The 17109-nt window shown below is 51.4% G+C and carries 16 protein-coding genes; 9 read left to right on the top strand and 7 right to left on the bottom strand.

Features of this window, described 5'->3' with window-relative positions:
• The first annotated feature begins 217 nt into the window (after positions 1–217).
• The 5 genes from ACYVIY_RS27995 (at position 218) to ACYVIY_RS27975 (ending at position 4724) form a co-directional block, all read left to right on the top strand.
• On the top strand, positions 218–2221 hold the full coding sequence (locus ACYVIY_RS27995) for an ATP-binding protein (RefSeq protein WP_460979957.1): 2004 nt from the start codon (positions 218–220) through the stop codon (positions 2219–2221).
• A gap of 37 nt (positions 2222–2258) precedes the next feature.
• Entirely contained in the window at positions 2259–2894 is a 636-nt protein-coding gene (locus tag ACYVIY_RS27990; protein ID WP_460979956.1) for a response regulator transcription factor, read from the top strand.
• A 224-nt stretch (positions 2895–3118) separates the two neighbouring features.
• Positions 3119–3556 carry a hypothetical protein gene (locus ACYVIY_RS27985; RefSeq protein WP_460979955.1) on the top strand — a complete coding sequence of 146 codons (438 nt, stop codon included), beginning with the start codon at positions 3119–3121 and terminating at the stop codon, positions 3554–3556.
• Complete coding sequence (locus tag ACYVIY_RS27980; RefSeq protein WP_460979954.1) at positions 3553–4161, top strand: hypothetical protein; 609 nt, start codon at positions 3553–3555, stop codon at positions 4159–4161. The genes ACYVIY_RS27985 and ACYVIY_RS27980 overlap by 4 nt, the downstream gene beginning before the upstream one ends.
• A gap of 8 nt (positions 4162–4169) precedes the next feature.
• Positions 4170–4724 carry a hypothetical protein gene (locus ACYVIY_RS27975; RefSeq protein ID WP_460979953.1) on the top strand — a complete coding sequence of 185 codons (555 nt, stop codon included), beginning with the start codon at positions 4170–4172 and terminating at the stop codon, positions 4722–4724.
• Between the two features lie 87 nt (positions 4725–4811).
• Here the strand turns inward: ACYVIY_RS27975 and rlmB are convergent, their stop codons facing one another.
• Both rlmB and ACYVIY_RS27965 read right to left on the bottom strand, forming a co-directional pair.
• Entirely contained in the window at positions 4812–5651 is an 840-nt protein-coding gene (gene rlmB, locus ACYVIY_RS27970; protein WP_460979952.1) for a 23S rRNA (guanosine(2251)-2'-O)-methyltransferase RlmB, read from the bottom strand.
• The gene (locus ACYVIY_RS27965) at positions 5624–7012 is read right to left on the bottom strand and encodes a GWxTD domain-containing protein (protein ID WP_460979951.1); all 1389 of its coding nucleotides are present in this window, start codon (positions 7010–7012) and stop codon (positions 5624–5626) included. The genes rlmB and ACYVIY_RS27965 overlap by 28 nt, the downstream gene beginning before the upstream one ends.
• 203 nt (positions 7013–7215) lie before the next feature.
• Here ACYVIY_RS27965 and ACYVIY_RS27960 point away from each other — a divergent pair, with 203 nt between their 5' ends.
• Positions 7216–7983 carry a class I SAM-dependent methyltransferase gene (locus ACYVIY_RS27960; protein WP_460979950.1) on the top strand — a complete coding sequence of 256 codons (768 nt, stop codon included), beginning with the start codon at positions 7216–7218 and terminating at the stop codon, positions 7981–7983.
• Between the two features lie 60 nt (positions 7984–8043).
• On the opposite strand, the gene ACYVIY_RS27955 is transcribed toward ACYVIY_RS27960, so the two are convergent.
• A complete protein-coding gene (locus tag ACYVIY_RS27955; RefSeq protein ID WP_460979949.1) occupies positions 8044–9117 on the bottom strand; it encodes an App1 family protein in 1074 nt (357 codons plus the stop codon).
• 48 nt (positions 9118–9165) lie between these two features.
• Here ACYVIY_RS27955 and ACYVIY_RS27950 point away from each other — a divergent pair, with 48 nt between their 5' ends.
• On the top strand, positions 9166–10044 hold the full coding sequence (locus ACYVIY_RS27950) for a diacylglycerol/lipid kinase family protein (protein ID WP_460979948.1): 879 nt from the start codon (positions 9166–9168) through the stop codon (positions 10042–10044).
• On the opposite strand, the gene fdhD is transcribed toward ACYVIY_RS27950, so the two are convergent.
• The 3 genes from fdhD to pyrR all read right to left on the bottom strand — a co-directional run bounded on the left by fdhD (position 10041) and on the right by pyrR (position 14196).
• On the bottom strand, positions 10041–10886 hold the full coding sequence (gene fdhD / locus ACYVIY_RS27945) for a formate dehydrogenase accessory sulfurtransferase FdhD (protein WP_460979946.1): 846 nt from the start codon (positions 10884–10886) through the stop codon (positions 10041–10043). The two genes, ACYVIY_RS27950 and fdhD, sit on opposite strands and share 4 nt — an antisense overlap.
• A 71-nt stretch (positions 10887–10957) precedes the next feature.
• Positions 10958–13534 carry a DUF5686 and carboxypeptidase-like regulatory domain-containing protein gene (locus tag ACYVIY_RS27940; protein WP_460979945.1) on the bottom strand — a complete coding sequence of 859 codons (2577 nt, stop codon included), beginning with the start codon at positions 13532–13534 and terminating at the stop codon, positions 10958–10960.
• A gap of 122 nt (positions 13535–13656) precedes the next feature.
• Entirely contained in the window at positions 13657–14196 is a 540-nt protein-coding gene (pyrR, locus tag ACYVIY_RS27935) for a bifunctional pyr operon transcriptional regulator/uracil phosphoribosyltransferase PyrR (protein WP_460979944.1), read from the bottom strand.
• Positions 14197–14313: 117 nt separating this feature from the next.
• On the opposite strand from pyrR, the gene pth reads away from it, so the two are divergent.
• Together pth and ACYVIY_RS27925 are read left to right on the top strand one after the other, a co-directional pair.
• Positions 14314–14874, top strand: coding sequence for an aminoacyl-tRNA hydrolase (gene pth, locus ACYVIY_RS27930; protein WP_460979943.1), 561 nt, complete (start codon positions 14314–14316; stop codon positions 14872–14874).
• A gap of 240 nt (positions 14875–15114) precedes the next feature.
• Positions 15115–15555, top strand: a complete 441-nt coding sequence (locus tag ACYVIY_RS27925; protein ID WP_460979942.1) for a hypothetical protein — start codon at positions 15115–15117, stop codon at positions 15553–15555.
• Positions 15556–15750: 195 nt separating this feature from the next.
• On the opposite strand, the gene ACYVIY_RS27920 is transcribed toward ACYVIY_RS27925, so the two are convergent.
• Positions 15751–16611 carry a M23 family metallopeptidase gene (locus tag ACYVIY_RS27920; RefSeq protein WP_460979941.1) on the bottom strand — a complete coding sequence of 287 codons (861 nt, stop codon included), beginning with the start codon at positions 16609–16611 and terminating at the stop codon, positions 15751–15753.
• Between the last annotated feature and the right edge of the window lie 498 nt (positions 16612–17109).

The following is a 17109-nucleotide window of genomic DNA, read 5'->3' as shown; positions in this document are numbered from 1 at the left end:
TCTGGAACGGAATTGGGGCTGGTTTGTACCAAATGTAATGACGCAATTATGGGGCTGCATCCAACCCTCTCTTCGTCGACCAAAAAGGTAGTGGTGGATTAAATCCCTGCTGGGAACATCGGTTTTGCATCAGATAGGCTGACGAACATGGACGAAACAGATGATTTCATTGAAGCAATGTATCTTTATACAAGGCTGAACATTCTTTGAATACTCCATGAACGCCAAGCCCCGAATCGAAATACGTTCTGCTTCTCTCGCTATGCTTGTTCAGCGTTCCTGCCTGATTGTGCTATTGCTGATGGGCGGTCTGTTCAGCTACGCCCAGTCACCATCCAATCCAACCGATACCAGTTACGTCAACGAACTGCTGCGAAAGGCCGAAGCCATTGAGACCCGGCAGAGCCAGACCGCGCTGGTAACGTATCAGAAAGCGTATCAGCTTGCCGAAAAAATTGGCTATACGAAAGGCTATTTCGACAGCGTCCGGCTCCTGGCTTATCTGCTCAATAACCTCGGCCGACATACCGAAGCGTACGCCGTTGCCCAAAAAGCTCTCCAGCTTGCCAAAAAAGATACCTCCCGACGTAACCTGAGCATCAGCTACTTTGCGTTGGCGAACACAAGCCTACACGCGGGTCAGTTGAAGCAGGCTGTTCCTTACTACCAGCAGGCGGCCTATTACATGAAGCAGATCGGTAAGCTAAAAAACGTAGCCGTCATCAACCAGAATTTGGGATATATCTACGAGCAGCAGCGCTTGTTTCCCCAGGCGCTGGTCTATTACCAACGGTCGCTGGCCTTTAACCTCACCGATTCAGCCGACCGGCGATCCATTGCCATCGATTACTTCAGCATTGCTAATGTGCTCAGCAAGCAAAATAAAACCAGCGAATCCCGGCGCTACTACCAGAAGGCCGAACACTGGATTGACGCCAACAATGACCTTGATTTCGTCATTAACTTATACAACAACATGGGTTACGACTACAGCGCCGAAGCCCGTTATGATTCGGCACTGTATTACCAGCGTCGAGCCCTGCAACTAAGCCGACAGGTAGGCAACCCGCGCCACGAACTTCACATGCTCATGGCGCTGGCGCAGACGAACAGTCGCATGAAACGGTTTCGGGAAGCTAAAGCCTTATTGGATCAATCGTATAAGCTGGCGGTAACGAGCCAGTCGGGGTTGACCGAACTACGTAACATCTACCGCGAATACGCCGTAGCGACGAACGCACTACGCGACTACCGAGCCGCGGCACAGTGGCTCGATAAGTATATCGGCGTGGACGATTCTCTCGATAACCAGGAAACAAAGGCACTATTGCAGGATTACGAACTTCAACTGAAACGAACGGAATCCCGACAGAAGCTGCTCGAAAAACAGCGCCAGATCGACCAGCTCGAAGCCGATCGAAAGCGGCAGAACCTGTGGCTGCTGGTGGCTATTCTAACCGCCGGGCTGGTTGCTCTGGGAGCTGTATTGGGTTACCTTTACTATCGGCAGCGACAGCGATCAGCCGCCAATGCGCTGTTAGCGGCCGAACGCGAACGCGAACTAGCCGTCGTTCAGTCGGAACTACAGGGGCAGCAAAAAGAGCGGTTGCGCATCTCAAAAGAGATGCACGACGACCTCGGAGCGTCACTGACGGCGATTGGCCTGCTCAGCGAAGTGGTAAAAACCCGGATGGGAACAGCCACCTCACCGGAGGTAGAAAAAATTTCGGTGATTTCGGCGGAAATGGTGACCAGCATGAACGAAATTATCTGGTCGCTCAATACCCGGAACGATAGTCTGAATGGGCTGATTGCCTATACCCGAGCCTACGCCAGTGAGTTCATCGAAAACACCTCGCTTAGCCTACGGACCGAAGTGGCCGAATCGCCCCACGAGATTTCTATACGGGGCGCTGACCGCCGGAATGTGTTTCTGACGGTTAAGGAAGCGTTGAATAATGTAGTGAAACACGCGCAGGCTACGCAGGTGATGCTACGTATCCAGCCCGACGCGGAGCAGTTGACCATTCAGGTATGCGACAACGGTCGTGGTTTCGAACCCAGTGAACTGCCCGGTAACCGCAACGGCCTTACCAACATGCAGAATCGGATGGCCGAGTCGGGCGGGCACTGCCATATTGTATCGACGCCGAGTGGTACCTGCGTCGAAATTGTGTACCCGTACCCGTCGGTACCCGTGCGTAAAATACCGCAAATGTAGTATGGCGTAACCCAGAAAATTCGCTGAATATTGCCTGATGAAACTCCCCATAACCGTTGCCATCGTTGAGGATCAGGAAGCGATCCGGCAGTCACTGGCCATTCTGATTGACGGAGCAGAGGGCTTTTCCTGTCAAGCCACCTTCGAAACGGCCGAAGCTGCGCTGGCCGAGCTGCCCAGCCACTGCGTCAACGTAGTACTGATGGACATCAACTTACCGGGTATGAACGGGATCGAATGCGTTCGCCAGCTCAAGTCCCTGTGTCCTCAGACGCAGTTCATGATGTGTACCATGTACGACGAAGACGAAACTGTTTTCGACGCCCTGAAAGCAGGCGCTAATGCTTATATTCTTAAGCGCAGCCCTCCCCACAAGCTCCTGGAAGCCATTACCGAACTTCACGAAGGCGGAGCGCCCATGAGCAGTACCATCGCCCGCAAAATTGCCAGTTCGTTTCATGTACGTTCGTCGCAGCCGGATGAGTTAATTGTATTGACGCCCCGCGAACGGGAAATTCTGGATCGGCTGGCCAAGGGATTCAGCCACAAGGAAGTAGCTGAAGAACTCTTTGTTAGCCCGACCACGGTACGCAAGCACATCTTCAATATTTACGAAAAGTTACAGGTACACTCCAAAGTCGAAGCGGTGAACAAGTACCTGGGTCGCCGGTAGGCAGGTGCTACTACGAGATCGTATCTTCCTCTTCTCACACCAACAGAGGAGCTAGGTGTAAGAAGCAAACAAAATTCAACACGTAACATTCATCGGATTCAGCTCGAAAAACTGCCAATAACGACCGCTAAAAATCATACAAATGACGTATTGATGAGCGGCATACAGCCCGGTAGTTTTGCCTCAGCGATTGACGGTAATCGCCTGTAAACCAACGCTGATCCATGAAAACGCTTTTTCTCCTTCTCGTTGTAACGTTCACGATCACAGCCTGTAAGAAAGATGCCGACGACGTTAAACCCCAGGGCACGGCGGGGGCAGTTATTGGTACGTATACGCTGAGTTCCTTCCGGTACCAGACCCAGGATGACGAACTGAACATTCCTACCCTACCCGTCGTCCAGAACGGCAAAAAGACATATCACGGTACGGTTGAATTGACCGAATCGACGGATCCCAACAAAGCCCAGATGACGCTACAGTTGACCTTTGATAGCAAGGCCCTTGACGCTATTGACTTTGAAGAGATTGACGTAGAGAAAAACGGGTCACGGTATGAACTGGTATACGATGGTGAAACCCTCGCCACCATCAGCGGCAACACGCTCAAATTTGACGTGCAGACGCAGGAAGCCCGAATGGCATTTACGGCGAGCCGATGAGAACGTATCAACTCGTTTGGGTACTAACTGGCCTGCTGGTACTGGGCCAGCTAACCCTAGCCGTTGGTCAGGCCAACGATAAGCTAGTCTACCTGGGCGCTAATCTGCTGGCGGGTATCGGTCGATACAATGGCATCAAGTACGGAGCCGGGGTTAGCGGCCGGTTTCAATACCCACTTACGACCAACGTAGCCCTAACCGCCAAAGTGGGCCTGGAGGTGTACCGGGTCAGCAGCGCGTTTCTGGTTCCGAACTCGTACTTGGGTTATGGCTATAGTCCCATCTCAGGCTTTGGCTTCAATACGTTGTATTACAACTTCTATTCGTACGAATCCGTAGCCATGGGTCTTGCCATACCGATTTGTTTCGGGCCGCGGGTCTACCTGAACGACCGGGCTCACGTTGATCTGAACGTCGGAGTCGATATTGCCGCTAACGCCAGTATGGTGTCTTCGTTGCACGTCGAGCCGAGCGCTGGTTACCTGCTTCCCCTACCGAACGGTGGCAAACTAGATCTGAACGCCGGGTATTTCACCAGCTTTGCCAAGGGCAGCGGAGTATTTACCATTGGTGCGGCCTTCGGTCTCTCCCTAAAGAACAACTAAGTACGATCATGAACCAAACGCATAATCGTCGGCTTAATACCCTGCTCGTCGGGTGGCTACTTGGTCTGAGCACGCTTTTTTCGGGACGCTGTCTCGCACAGGACAATCAGCAGGTATTATTTGCAGGCATTACGCCCGGTTTAGGTATCGGCCTCTATAATGGGGTCGGACTAAGTGGTGGTCTGGACATACGGTACCAGCGTCCGTGGCGTGACCAATGGGCATTTACGGCCAAAACGGGTCTGGAAGTACTCCTGATTAAAGGCCGTTACGCCGAGCAGTTCCGAAAAACCTATCAAACCAGCGCCGGGCTAAGTATACCCGCCACCGTAGGTATTCGGCGGTATTGGTTGAAAGGAATACATACCGACCTAAACGTCGGAGTCGATGTGGGCATCAGTACCATCACCGTGACGGCTTTTCGATTCGAGCCGATGGTTGGTATGATGATCCCCCTTTCGACGGGTGGTTACTTGGATATTGGTTCGAGCGTGACCACGAATTTTGAACTCGGCAGCGGCATTTACGCCTTTACGTTCGCCTACGGCTTACCCCTGCACTAACTATTGTTAACGTAACATCGCCCGATAAGCGCATAAAAAAGCCACGCCGAACGTAGCGTGGCTTTTTTATGATTCTATATCTGTACGTTACGGTTCTTGTGGAGTTCGCAGCGCCCGCTGCCGGACGACTTCATACAACACCACGCCCGTAGCCACCGATACGTTGAGTGAGCCCACCGCACCCAGTAACGGAATCTTAACATGATTGTCCGCCATACGTAACAACTCCGGCGAGATTCCGTCTTCTTCCGATCCCATCACAACGGCAATCGGTCCCGATAAGTCGGTTGTTCGCTCGTATAGGTCACGATTCGATTTTTCAGTACAGGCAACGACTGTAATACCGGAGTCCTGTAAGTATTTTATGGTTTCGGTCAGATCGGGCTCCCGGCAAACGGATATGTGGTTCAGCGCCCCCGACGATGTTTTCATGGCATCGGAGTTAATGGCAGCCGCGCCCCGCCCCGGAATCACGATGCACTGTACACCAGTACATTCGGCGGTACGGGCAATGGCGCCGAAATTTCGGACGTCCGTAATCCGGTCCAGCAGCAGGAAAAACGGTGTTTCGCCCCGCTCAAATACGTCGGCCACCACATTCGACAGCTTCACGTACTGAATGGCCGATACCAGGCAAACGACGCCTTGGTGGTTTTTGCGGGTTAATCGGTCTAGTTTCTCGACCGGTACGCGCTGAATGGTTACCCGGTTCTGAAAGGCAAGATTCTGAATATCGGGGTTGCTTAACCCTTTCTCCATATACAGCTTGTCAATCTGCTGATCGGACCGCAGGGTCTCGATAACGGACTGAATGCCAAACACCATTTCGTCGGGCTGAGGCCGAAATTGCGGGCGTGCGCCACCCGGTCTGGATTGATTTCGTTGATGACTGGGGCGATTTACTCGCGGATTGCGCCGGTTCTCCATGCTTCGACTATCGGGTACCAAATTGGCTGATACTCAATATAGCGTACCAGTTCGTAGTGATCCTCGACAAATTGATTTGGTTTTTTGGTAAACGTAAAATTAATCTCTGAGACATTCGCCCGGCGGTTATACACCCACACTTCCCGTTCGCGGTTGCGTTGCACCCGGTCGGGCGGACCGAGCACGATGTAAATCATGCCCTTGTCGGTTTTCCAGCCTTCTTTATACGACGTGAACAGCCGGTTTGCTTCTTCCACGCGGTCGAAATACGCTTTTAACGTTTTCCGGGCGACTTCTTCATTGCCTGACATCAGGCTGAGCCAGTATCGGTCAAACGCCTTTTTTGTATCCTGCGCCTGATTCAGTTCGTTGATCTCGCTGCTCGTACTCATGTACAGCACCGGCTTGATCAGCTTTTCGGGGCGCGTCAGTTTCGGGAATCGCTTATCCGTAACCACCAGTCCAATACCAGCGGCATCGGCGGTATCTTCCATAAAATAGTACAGGCCTTCTTTGGGCAGCACGAAGGGTTTGTTAGTGCTGATGGTCAGCGTGGTATCGACGTTCAGCGACTTGGGCGTTGGCCGGGACGAGGTGTTCATCGGCGACGAAGCCGCGTCGAAATCGTGCTTATAGTGAAACCCGTACAACGGCTTGCTGGTGCCATTCACATCGCGGATCATCACCGTATCGCCCGCGTTTACGTAATTGCGGAGCTGCGGCTGCTGGCCGGTCTTATCAAACAGGGTAAACCGATCGCTCAACTTCGGCGCTCTGAACCGCAGCGACAAATCGTTACGTGCCTTTGTGCCCGTATTGATCTCGGTAATCTCGGTCAGGAGAACCGCATTCACTGCATCTTTAGGACGCTTTACGTCGAAGGTAAGGGTCAACTGATCGCCATCCCGCCGTACGTTCTGCGCAGATAAGGGCACAGTTCCGTACCCAAGTCGCTCGCGGTTGTTGTAGTCGGGATACATGACATAGGCAATCTGAAAGTGTTCGCTGAACTGAGCCGGATCGAGCAGCGGGTCGCCGGTGGGCGTGCGGGCCGTCAGGTTCATATACACGCGAACATTGGTGGTGTCAGTTGCCAGAAATTTCCCTTTGATAGACGTAACGGTCCATTCGCTGGCCGACTTCGACGAGGTGGTCACCGTCGACGTCGCTACTGGCCCCTCCGATGATCTGGCAGACGTAGCTGACCGCGTATCGTCGCGGGTTTCGGGTTTTTGGACCTGGTTACGCTGCGCTTCCGTGCGGGCATCATAAGCCGCATTGATGCGGGCCTGCTGCGCTTTTTTACTGGACGAACAGGCCGATAGGAAAACAATAAGTAATAAAGCAGACAGTATACGCATAAACAACGGCAATCTCAGGCGTTTTTAAGATAACCTATTCTGAACAAGTTTTGACCCATTGCTGGTAAGCTCATTGGCTTGTTTTACCCGCAACCGATCACTGTTCGTTTATAACGAAAAAACAACAACGTTCGAGTTATCCGGGCGGTTCATTTTTCTTTGCCTCCGCAAAAGAGTAATTTTACGGTACGAATTGCAAGCGTATGTACAAAACCACTGAAATCACCTCAGCCGAAATCGCGTCCGACAATCCCGTTCACCAACGGCTTTTGTTTCCCTACGTCGAAGCGGCTGCCCTCGTCAACGGCAACGTACTCGAAATAGGCTGCGGCTGGGGCCGTGGTTTAGAGCTGCTGACCAAAGCTGCTGACCAGTACACGGGCATCGACAAGAACCAGGAGCTGATTGCCGCTTTACAGGCTGAGTATCCAAAATCGACGTTTATAGCCGCCAATATTCCCCCTCTCGCGGGTCTGGCCGATAATACGTTCGATTATATTGTTACGTTCCAGGTGATTGAGCACATCGAGAACGATGATCTGTTCATTAAGGAAGCGCACCGCGTTCTGAAGCCGGGTGGCAAACTGTTGCTGACAACCGTTAACAAGCAGTTTTCGCTGACGCGCAATCCCTGGCACGTTCGCGAGTACTACGCCGACGGTCTGAAATCGCTGATCACCAACTATTTCTCATCTATCGAGACGCGGGGTATTCACGGCAACGACAAGGTGATGATGTATTACGAGCAGAACAAAGAGTCAGTTCGTAAATTGACGCGCTTCGACATTTTTAATCTGCAGTACCGCCTGCCCCGCCGACTACTGCAAGTACCGTATGACCTGATGAATCGGCTGAACCGGAACCGCCTGCTTCAGGCGGATGGACTCGCGGCCCAGATTAATTACACGGATTACCTCGTCAGCAACGACCCGGCTGGCAGTCTGGACTTCTTTTATATTGCCACCAAGTAGGTGCTCAATTCTTAGTTGATCATCAACCGTGGCCCGAAGCTAGCTTCGGGCCACGGTTCGTTAAGAAGGGACTAAGCCGATAGTTACGGAGTGACCTTTAGCTTCCTCGCTATGGGCAAAATAGCAGCAGTGCACACCCACGGCTTCGATGCGCTGGAGAATCTCACGCGTTTTGGGTTGGTTTTGCCGATGCACCTGACGGATGTACACGCAATGAATCTGCTTCGGGAAGTGCTCTACTACCGACGCATAAATGGTCGGGTCCTCCTGCGTGTCGTCGCCGAGTAAAATAACCTGCTGATCCGGAAACGCTTCGACAATCCGCACAATGCGCGAAAACTTGGTCATGTGTTTATTCTGACCGGTTTTCAGGACCTGTCCCAGTCGTTTCAGTTGACTGAGCATGAACACTCCATTGGGCAGTTGATTCTTCAGCGAGAAGTCCAGTATATAATCGTACAGATTCCATTCGCTGCTCGATACGTAGAAGAACGGGTTCGTCATCGTTGGACCGCTGTCGGCCTGGGCCAGCAGTTGGTAGTGAGCCACTACACCTTCGAACGGTTGTCGGCTGTGCGCGTTCTGCGTCAATAAAACCATCAATCGTTTCGCAATGGTAGCTGAATGCGACACGAGAAACGTATCGTCAATATCGGAGATACAGATGAACTGAGTTGGGTCGGGCACCAGAACTTGCCCTTCTCCCCTTGCCAATACAGTTTCCGTGGCCAATGTCTGGCTGATTAACGATGCCGTTACCGGATGCCAGCCTGGTGCCAGTGGATTCGTGACCGGCACCTCCACGCGAAAGTAGCCATCGGCATCGGCCTGGGTATCGGCTTCATAACCTGCTACGTTGATCCGGACTAAAGCATGCGGATGGGGAGCCACCAGAAAAAGCCGCAGAACGCCGAGCAGATTAATAATTGCACTATCGCGGTAGTTTTTGCGGGGCAGTGCCGACCGTCTGAACACCGTCCCCTGCACCGTCAGCCGCGCATCATTCCCGTAGCCCCGATACAGCTTTACGGTTGGTTCATCGGTCAGGCGCAGCCAATACCGGAGCCGACGAGTCAGTCTGGCTTTCAGGCTTAGGTTTTGTGTAGCGGTTGATGTAGGTTGCAGCGTATCCATAGCCAATGCTCGATTCGTGCTCTTAATAACACATAAATCGCCGGTAAGTTGATCTTTTTATTTGCTATCAATCCTGTTTCTGGTGGCCGGGACAAGTCCGTTTGGGTAGAAAACATCCAAACGTATTTCGCGAACCAGCCGCATACCGCCCACCTATTTTACCTCAACGGCAAAACTGACGATGCGCTGATCCGGGAACACATCGATCGTCATCGGCCAGACTGTGTAGTGGCGGTAGGTGGTGATGGAACCATTAAATGCGTGGCAACCCAACTGCTGGGCACTGACATTACTTTGGGCGTGCTGCCCGCTGGCTCTGCGAACGGCATGGCCCGCGAACTGGGTATTCCGGCCGACGTAACGGAGAGTTTGGCTGTCCTGGTCAACGGCACGTCGAAACCCATTGATGTAATTCAGGTGAACGACGGCGACATCTGCCTCCATCTGAGCGACATTGGCCTCAACGCCCACCTAGTAAAGTATTACGCGCAAAATAATTTCAGGGGTAAGTTCGGTTACCTGCGCAGCGTAATCAACGTATTACAAAAACGGCGGCTACTCCGCGTGGAAATCCAAATCGGTGAGGAGTGCGTGCAGCGGGCCGCCCTGATGATTGTTCTGGCGAATGCGCGTATGTACGGTACCGGTGCCATCATTAACCCTGATGGTGATCTTTCCGACGGTCAGTTTGAGGTCGTTATTTTTCGGCGGTTAGTGTTCTGGGAAATTCTGAAATTATTCTGGCGTTATAAGCCGTTCGATCCAAAAAAGATCGAAATTTTACCCGCAACATCGGTTACGATTGAAACGCACCGGAAGGCTTACTTTCAGGTTGATGGCGAGTACCGGGGCCGCATCACAAAACTTAAGGCCAGAATTCAGTCCAAAGCATTAACGATCATGGTGCCCCAGGACGTAACGCCTTAAGCTAGTTGCTCAAGCCGCACGCGCTCGGGTTTCGAATACAGATTAAACCGCTCGTTCCGCACAAAACCGGCCAGGGTAATCTGGGCTTCGTGTGCCATCTGTACGGCCAGACTCGACGGTGCTCCGACTGCGGCCAGGAACGGAACGCCAGCCCGCCAGCTTTTCTGTACCAGCTCCACGCCGATCCGGCCACTCAGCAAGATACCCGCGCTATGGAGCGGTAACCAGTTTTGCCAGAAAGCCGCTCCTATCAGCTTGTCCAGCGCGTTGTGCCGACCGATGTCTTCCCGAACGAGCAAGAGTTTGCCGCTTTCGTCGAACAGAGCAGCCGCGTGAATACCGCCGGTATAGGCAAAGGCACGCTGGGTTTCCCGAACCCGCTCAGGCAACTGATGCAGTACGGCTGGTTCAAGCGTAAACTCAGAGTATATCGGGCCTTCTGCGTGCGCCATCGCGGCTTCAATGGTGGTTTTGCCGCACAGTCCACAACTCGCCGACGTAACGGTGTTCCGTTCCAGCCGGGTCCAATCTACCACTACGTCAGGCTGAAGCTCCACCCGAATGACATTGCCCTCTTTGGCCGATTCCTGCACGCAATGCCGACAAGAAACAATATCGGACGGCGACTGAATGATGCCTTCGGCGAACAAAAAGCCCATAGCCAGTTCTTCGTCGTGACCCGGTGTACGCATCGTAACGGATACCGGCCGTTGCTGGCGGTCGCCGACTGGTCCGTAGCCCAACCGAATTTCCAGTGGCTCTTCAACGGCCAGCAGGTCGGGGGATTCGGTCTGGTTTTCGCCGGTTACTTTCTGAATAACGACAGGAGCGACAAGGGCCATAAAAACACAATGGTTGATAAGTGAATCTCACTTATCAACCATTGTGACCGTCAAAAAGATTACGGTTCTGATTAAAAACTAATGGAAGCTGCCGCCTTGACAACGAACCGATCGACCGGTATGCCGTTACGTCCCGTATCCAGATACGTTAAGCGGTGAATGCCCTGGATGCGGAAGATTTTAAAGATATTGTCGATACCATAACCGAGTTCAACATAAGGCGTAGCGCTGTTAAGTGAGCCAAAATGAATCGGTTTAAACCCATCGGGCAGCGGCTTGAAGGTTTCGACGGCTTTGTTCTCGCGCGACATACTCCCCCAGAGTACGTCCGCATTGGCGACCAGCCGCCAGTTCAACTTACGAATACCGGGTAGCCGGTTAAACAGCAATCCTTCGAATTTGTGCTGAATGTGAACCGCAACGAACCGATCGCTTACAAACTCGTAAAACTGCATCCGGTTGAACGTATTGGTGGTCAGCAAGGGCGTTGGGTTACCGATGTGCGGAAACAACAGCGGAGCTGGCAACGTGGATGGGGTGAATCCGGCCGACAGCAGGTACGACATGCGCCCGAGTGGACCAAGCCGGAAGGTTTGCTGCGCCCGCGCCGTAATCCGATCGTAGTTGTAATCACTGCCAATCGAACGGGAGCCGTGCGTGTACCGGATCGTCAGCACGGGTGCTCGCTTGGTGCCGAGTGTGATGCGCTCGTTGCCGTCCATGATGTATTTTTCTTTGCGCGACAGCCGGGCTTCAACCGACCAGTAGGCATCCAGTATCTCGGATTTTAACGGCGATTGATCTTCCATCTCCGGGTGAACCCGGTAGTGAAACGGAAACAGCGGATCGAAACTGCGGCTTCCCAACGTAGCGGTAATCAGAACACCTTTTATCGGCTCAGTCCGGAAGAACGCTTCTTTCTGCAGGTTACGATAGGCACCTCGGTACTTACCGAAACGGCTTAGGGCGTAAAACATCCGGTTTCCTCCGATCAGCTCGGGCGTTAATCCCAACCGCTCCAGATCGTTCGCCATGCGCACTCCAATCATGGTCCAGCGCCGACGCGAGACGATATAATCGATCTCAGCACCGTACTTGAATTGCTGGTCAAGCGTGCCGTACGCTACGTATCCACGTAACACCCAGGTTCGGCTTAGTTGCTCGTTCGTGCGGAAACCGATGCGCGTACGTAACCCTTCTACGGTATTATAGGCAAACAGATACGGGTACGGACCAATGTCAAACCCACCGACTTTGTAGAAGCCCGTAACGGCAATCTGACCAATGGCCTCAGCTGCCCGTACTACAGGCACCTTCCGTAGCGAGTCAATTAACGTACGTGCCTTTTTATCTTCTTTGCTGAGGGAGTCCGTTCCGGCTAACGTTTGCTGCACAGTCTGCCAATAGGCATCGTTTGCGGTGGCGACCGTATCGTGTTGCTCAATGGGCTGGTCGTAGAAGCCAACTGGTTTGGGTCGATTGACAACTACGTTACTATTATGCAAGGTCACCTTGGCACGCATTCCCAGCGACTGCTTCCCCACACCCGTTAAGTCGGCGGTCAGGCGTAGGCTCGTTGGTAGCCAGCCGGTAGTTGCTCCCGAGCCCGAAGCGGTATCGAGTGTCGGCTCCAGTTCCTGTTCAATCACCAGCCGCCGAACGTAGTTGAGGTTAGCTCCGCTCCCAATGTTGGCTTCAATCTGGCACAGGGCAAACGAAGTCGTATCGATCCAGGCCTTACCCGTGAACGCCAGATCCTCGGGTCGCTTGGGCTCGAACTGAATCTCGTAACAGATTCGGTCGCCAATCTGCGTAGTGTCGGCCAGAAAGAACTCGTACCAGTTTTTCCAGTTATCGCCGATGGGCGACGCAAAGTCTTTACCCAGAATAGGAATGTAATTATCGTAAAAATTCTGACTGACCAGGCTTGTACCACCCAACAACTGAGAACTCAGGCCAGCGTCGTCGACAGCTACGCCTTTAATCCGTGTTTTCTTAACCTCTTCGCGTCGGCGTTGGGGATTATCCCGAAAGTAGTAGCGTGACACCGATTCAGACGCTAGCATGGGCACTAGCCGATGCCCCTGATCGTCCACCAGCGAATCATAGCGGCTCATGGCTTCATTGATCCGTTTAATCAGTGGGTTCCGACGGACTTTATCCGATACGTGGCTTAAGGCGATCTCTGTTTTTACGTAGCTGTCACACTCGTAGGCTGACAACCGGTTACGGTCGTTGAGCAGCCGGTTTTTGCGAACCTGACGTAACACTTTAAACGCTGGATTTTCGCCCGCCCGAACCACCACTTCCTGCAAGGAATTCCCGGCGGCAACCAGCTTAAAGTCGATGGCCTGCGAAATCCGTTCGCGGTCGATGACCCGGCGTAAAGTTGCGTAGCCCAGCGAACTAACCGCCAGCGAATCAGACAAATTTTTTGTCGTCAGAGAATATCGGCCTTTCTCGTCGGTCAACGTCCCGACTCGACGACCGGTGAGCGCAACGCTGGCAAACGGCACAGGTTCGCCAGTTTGGGCGTCCGTCACCATTCCGGTTACCGTATAAACAGTTTGCGCCCGAACCGAGGTACCAATAGTTGCTAAAACTACCCATAACAACCCAAACGCTACTCGATGTAAAAATGTCTTCATGCCAAATTAGATGGTTGGCGAAATTACGCAATCCTACGTGATTTGTAACCATCTATGTCGGCTGACTTGCACGGAATTAATCCTGAATTGTAATAAATTGGAACTCAACTGTATAGTACTTTCTACTCAACCAACCAGATCCGATCGGCATCGGCCCCTTGTTCCGTCCATTCCACCAGCACCCGTTGCGATTGCAGGGTATTTACGCGTTTGCCTGTGTAATCAGGCTTAATTGGCAGATCGCGATTATACCGGCGATCAATTAAAACCAGGAGTTCAACCTTGCGGGGGCGACCAAATGCGGTCATGGCATCGAGCGCGGCCCGAACCATACGTCCTGTAGCCAGCACATCATCGACCAGAATCACCCGCTTATCTTCAATGATGAATGGTACGTGGGTTGTATTCGGCCGTAGGGGAGTATTCCGCCGTTTAAAATCATCGCGGTAGAAGGTGGCGTCCAGATAACCCAGTGGCACCGTATAGCCCAGCGCACGGTTCAGTTCGCGCCCCACTCGCTCGGCGAAATAGATACCCCGGGGTTGCATTCCCAGGATAACAGTATCCGAGAAATTCTGATGCTCTTCGATAAGTTGCTGAGCCAGCCGACTGATAACGATTTCAAGCAGTGGGCTGGCTAAAATCAGGCGTTGTTGATTCATAAAGTAAAAGTACGTTTTCAGTTTTCAGTTTTGCGCTGCGGGCTTACTTTTTTGGCTGAACACTTTCGCTGAACTTTGCCGTTACGTATAAAAACGAAAATTAACGCACTACGAACTGTGAAATTTTTACTGGTTGGCCTCGGCAACATCGGCCCCGAGTACGCACTTACCCGACACAACGCTGGCTTTATGGTACTCGATCGGCTGGCCGCGCAATACGCATTCGACTTCAGCATGACGCGCTTAGCCTACACGGCAAAATGGCAGCACAAAGGCAAGCAGATTCTTCTGGTGAAACCAACGACCTATATGAACCTGAGCGGACGGGCAGTTCTGTATTATATGAAGCAGGAGAACATTCCGGTTGAGAATTTGCTCGTGATCACCGACGATAAAGATTTACCCTTCGGAAAACTTCGGCTAAAACCCAAAGGCTCAGCGGGTGGACACAACGGATTACGTAACATTGACGAAGTGCTGAACACCCAGGAATACGCCCGACTTCGGGTTGGTATCGGTAATAATTTTTCCAAAGGACGACAAGTTGACTTCGTTTTGGGGCAGTTTCCGGAGGATGAATTAATTCAATTACCGGACTATCTGGACCGCGCTGGTGACGCAGCCCTCAGTTTTTGTACTATGGGCATACAGATGGCTATGAATAATTACAACCAATGATATAATTTTTTAAAGAATTTTGCATTTTTCCGTAACAAATATTTATAGCAACAAAAGAGCCACTGACACAAATAATATTTTTACAAATTTATTTATACATCTAATTTATAATTAAATTAACCATTTAACCGCATTTTATTCAGAATAATATTTTGTCTTGATCGTTGAGTACACTTGTATTCTGCAAACTTCGTAGTACATTTGTGCGTTCAATAATTGAAAACAAAATAGAACAAAACAATGAAATCGCGTGTTATCTTTGCGTCGTTGATTCTTGGATTAGGATTAGTGACATTCGGAGCAACCGCGGCTACCACCACCAACACTGATGATAGCCCGGCAGCCAACAAGCCGGCAAGTGCTATGCTTGTTAACGGTTCAGAAAAGCAGTTCGCTGCTTACGTTGAGCAATACGTTATCAAGTCGAAACACAACACCAACTGGCAAAACTTTATGAGTGTTGTTTCGTTGTACAACCAGAGTCCGGCGAATGTGCTGCAACTTACCGCCACCGACCGGGCCAAATTCAACGAAGCCGCTGTCCAGGTAAATAACGTACTGGCAAAGCAGAAATCAGCCGAAGCCAACCGTTGGATGACGCAGGCCAATCATACGGCTCGCATGATTAACTTCCTCTGGGATGTTGATCGGTCAAACAGCGAATCGCTTGACAACCAGTAGTTTAAAATAAATACTGATTTAGTCAAGTATTTGGAACAGAAAAGGGTAAAAGTTAGTTTTTCATGTAGAAAAGGTTAAGGGTTTAGGAATAGTCAGTATAAGGTTCTCCGCTCAGATCGGGGAACCTTATCTTTTTTAGGCCTATCTAATACGTTAAAGTAAGTCAGCGAACCGCCCAATAAAATTGTCTGACCGTTATTTAACGTCGGGAAGCTCTGAAGGGTCTACTAATAAATAGCCAGGATTTATACAGGCTCCGTGCCAACGGACGCCGAAGTGTAAGTGGGGACCGGTTACCCGCCCCGTTTCTCCAACGACACCGATCTTCTCTCCTTTTTTAACCGTTTGATTCGGCTTTACTGTATAACTTTTCAGGTGAAAGTATTCGGTTATCAGGCCGCTACCATGGTCTATAAATACGGCATTACCGCTATAAAATAGGTTCGCAGCCAGCACCACCCGTCCGTTACCAGCGCTCAGCACCGATTTTCCCGCAGTTACGGGATAGTCCTGACCCGTATGCCGGTCGCGAGGTTGCCCGTCAAACGTACGGCAGGCTCCAAAATTCCCCTCGCCTTTGGGTAATGGGTCAGCGGGTTTACCAATGGGCAAATCAAAGACAGCAGGACGCACATCCGCTTTATACGCAATGATTGGATTCACGACAGCAGCTTCCTTAACGGCCCTGGCCTGATTCTGCGCTGATACGTTTACGTACTCCTTCTTGGGAAAATCTTTAATATCCTCTTGTTTACAAGGTTTCCCTGTGACAGTTAGCTTTGCACTTTCGAGCTTACCACCCGTCGTCCGGCGTGAGATTGTGTACGTTCCCGCTTTCATATCCATATCGATGGGGTAATAGCAGGTACCGTTGACTGCCGCCCAGGCACGCTTCTCGAAACTGCACCGCAGGCAATTTCCGGCCCAGCGGGCGACTTCGCCCTGCGCTGCACTTACAGATTTTGACGACGTAGTACTCTCGGTTTTGGCCGATTGCGCGAACGTAGTTAAGGACGTAGCAAAACAGAGAATAACCGGTAAGAATAAGGTTTTCATGGTAAGTTGAGGCTAGATGTTGGTTGAATCGTGTAGACTTAACTGGAATACTCCTTATCCGGTTTTCCGAAATCAGCCCACAAAAAAAGCCAGCCCTTAAAGTGGGACTGGCTTTCACGTTTTCCAGACGTAAATACCCATAGAAGATTTTTTATTCACTCATACTGTAAACCTCTATGGAACATAATTTACGGTACCCGCAGTGGTTTTGCAGTTCTAAATGCAAACAGCTGGATGGCTAAGCTGAGCTGTTTGTATCTCCACTTTCAGTAGCTCATTACGGCTTAACGACCTTTACGCTCAGCCGCCGGGGAGCCACTCGTCAGCACCGCTTATAGTCTGTAATACATACCGCCTGAATTATGACTTTGCACGTCCTAGTCAACAAACTGCTCTGTCTTAGAGACTGTCTAAAATTAAAATCGTCGGATCATAATGCGAATCATGGCCAGTTGAATCATCGCTTCCGATACTTTTACTGACCGTTCATAATCCACA

Source organism: Spirosoma knui, assembly GCF_054780635.1.
Note: the sequence above shows the minus strand (reverse complement) of the source record. Positions and strands in the feature narration are given on the sequence as shown.

What these genes read in the sequence shown, in the direction of transcription:
- ACYVIY_RS27995 (WP_460979957.1), top strand. Translation starts at nt 218, where the DNA reads ATGAACGCCAAGCCCCGAATCGAAATACGTTCTGCTTCTCTCGCTATG.
- ACYVIY_RS27990 (WP_460979956.1), top strand. Translation starts at nt 2,259, where the DNA reads ATGAAACTCCCCATAACCGTTGCCATCGTTGAGGATCAGGAAGCGATC.
- ACYVIY_RS27985 (WP_460979955.1), top strand. Translation starts at nt 3,119, where the DNA reads ATGAAAACGCTTTTTCTCCTTCTCGTTGTAACGTTCACGATCACAGCC.
- ACYVIY_RS27980 (WP_460979954.1), top strand. Translation starts at nt 3,553, where the DNA reads ATGAGAACGTATCAACTCGTTTGGGTACTAACTGGCCTGCTGGTACTG.
- ACYVIY_RS27975 (WP_460979953.1), top strand. Translation starts at nt 4,170, where the DNA reads ATGAACCAAACGCATAATCGTCGGCTTAATACCCTGCTCGTCGGGTGG.
- rlmB (WP_460979952.1), bottom strand. Translation starts at nt 5,651, where the DNA reads ATGGAGAACCGGCGCAATCCGCGAGTAAATCGCCCCAGTCATCAACGA.
- ACYVIY_RS27965 (WP_460979951.1), bottom strand. Translation starts at nt 7,012, where the DNA reads ATGCGTATACTGTCTGCTTTATTACTTATTGTTTTCCTATCGGCCTGT.
- ACYVIY_RS27960 (WP_460979950.1), top strand. Translation starts at nt 7,216, where the DNA reads ATGTACAAAACCACTGAAATCACCTCAGCCGAAATCGCGTCCGACAAT.
- ACYVIY_RS27955 (WP_460979949.1), bottom strand. Translation starts at nt 9,117, where the DNA reads ATGGATACGCTGCAACCTACATCAACCGCTACACAAAACCTAAGCCTG.
- fdhD (WP_460979946.1), bottom strand. Translation starts at nt 10,886, where the DNA reads ATGGCCCTTGTCGCTCCTGTCGTTATTCAGAAAGTAACCGGCGAAAAC.
- ACYVIY_RS27940 (WP_460979945.1), bottom strand. Translation starts at nt 13,534, where the DNA reads ATGAAGACATTTTTACATCGAGTAGCGTTTGGGTTGTTATGGGTAGTT.
- pyrR (WP_460979944.1), bottom strand. Translation starts at nt 14,196, where the DNA reads ATGAATCAACAACGCCTGATTTTAGCCAGCCCACTGCTTGAAATCGTT.
- ACYVIY_RS27925 (WP_460979942.1), top strand. Translation starts at nt 15,115, where the DNA reads ATGAAATCGCGTGTTATCTTTGCGTCGTTGATTCTTGGATTAGGATTA.
- ACYVIY_RS27920 (WP_460979941.1), bottom strand. Translation starts at nt 16,611, where the DNA reads ATGAAAACCTTATTCTTACCGGTTATTCTCTGTTTTGCTACGTCCTTA.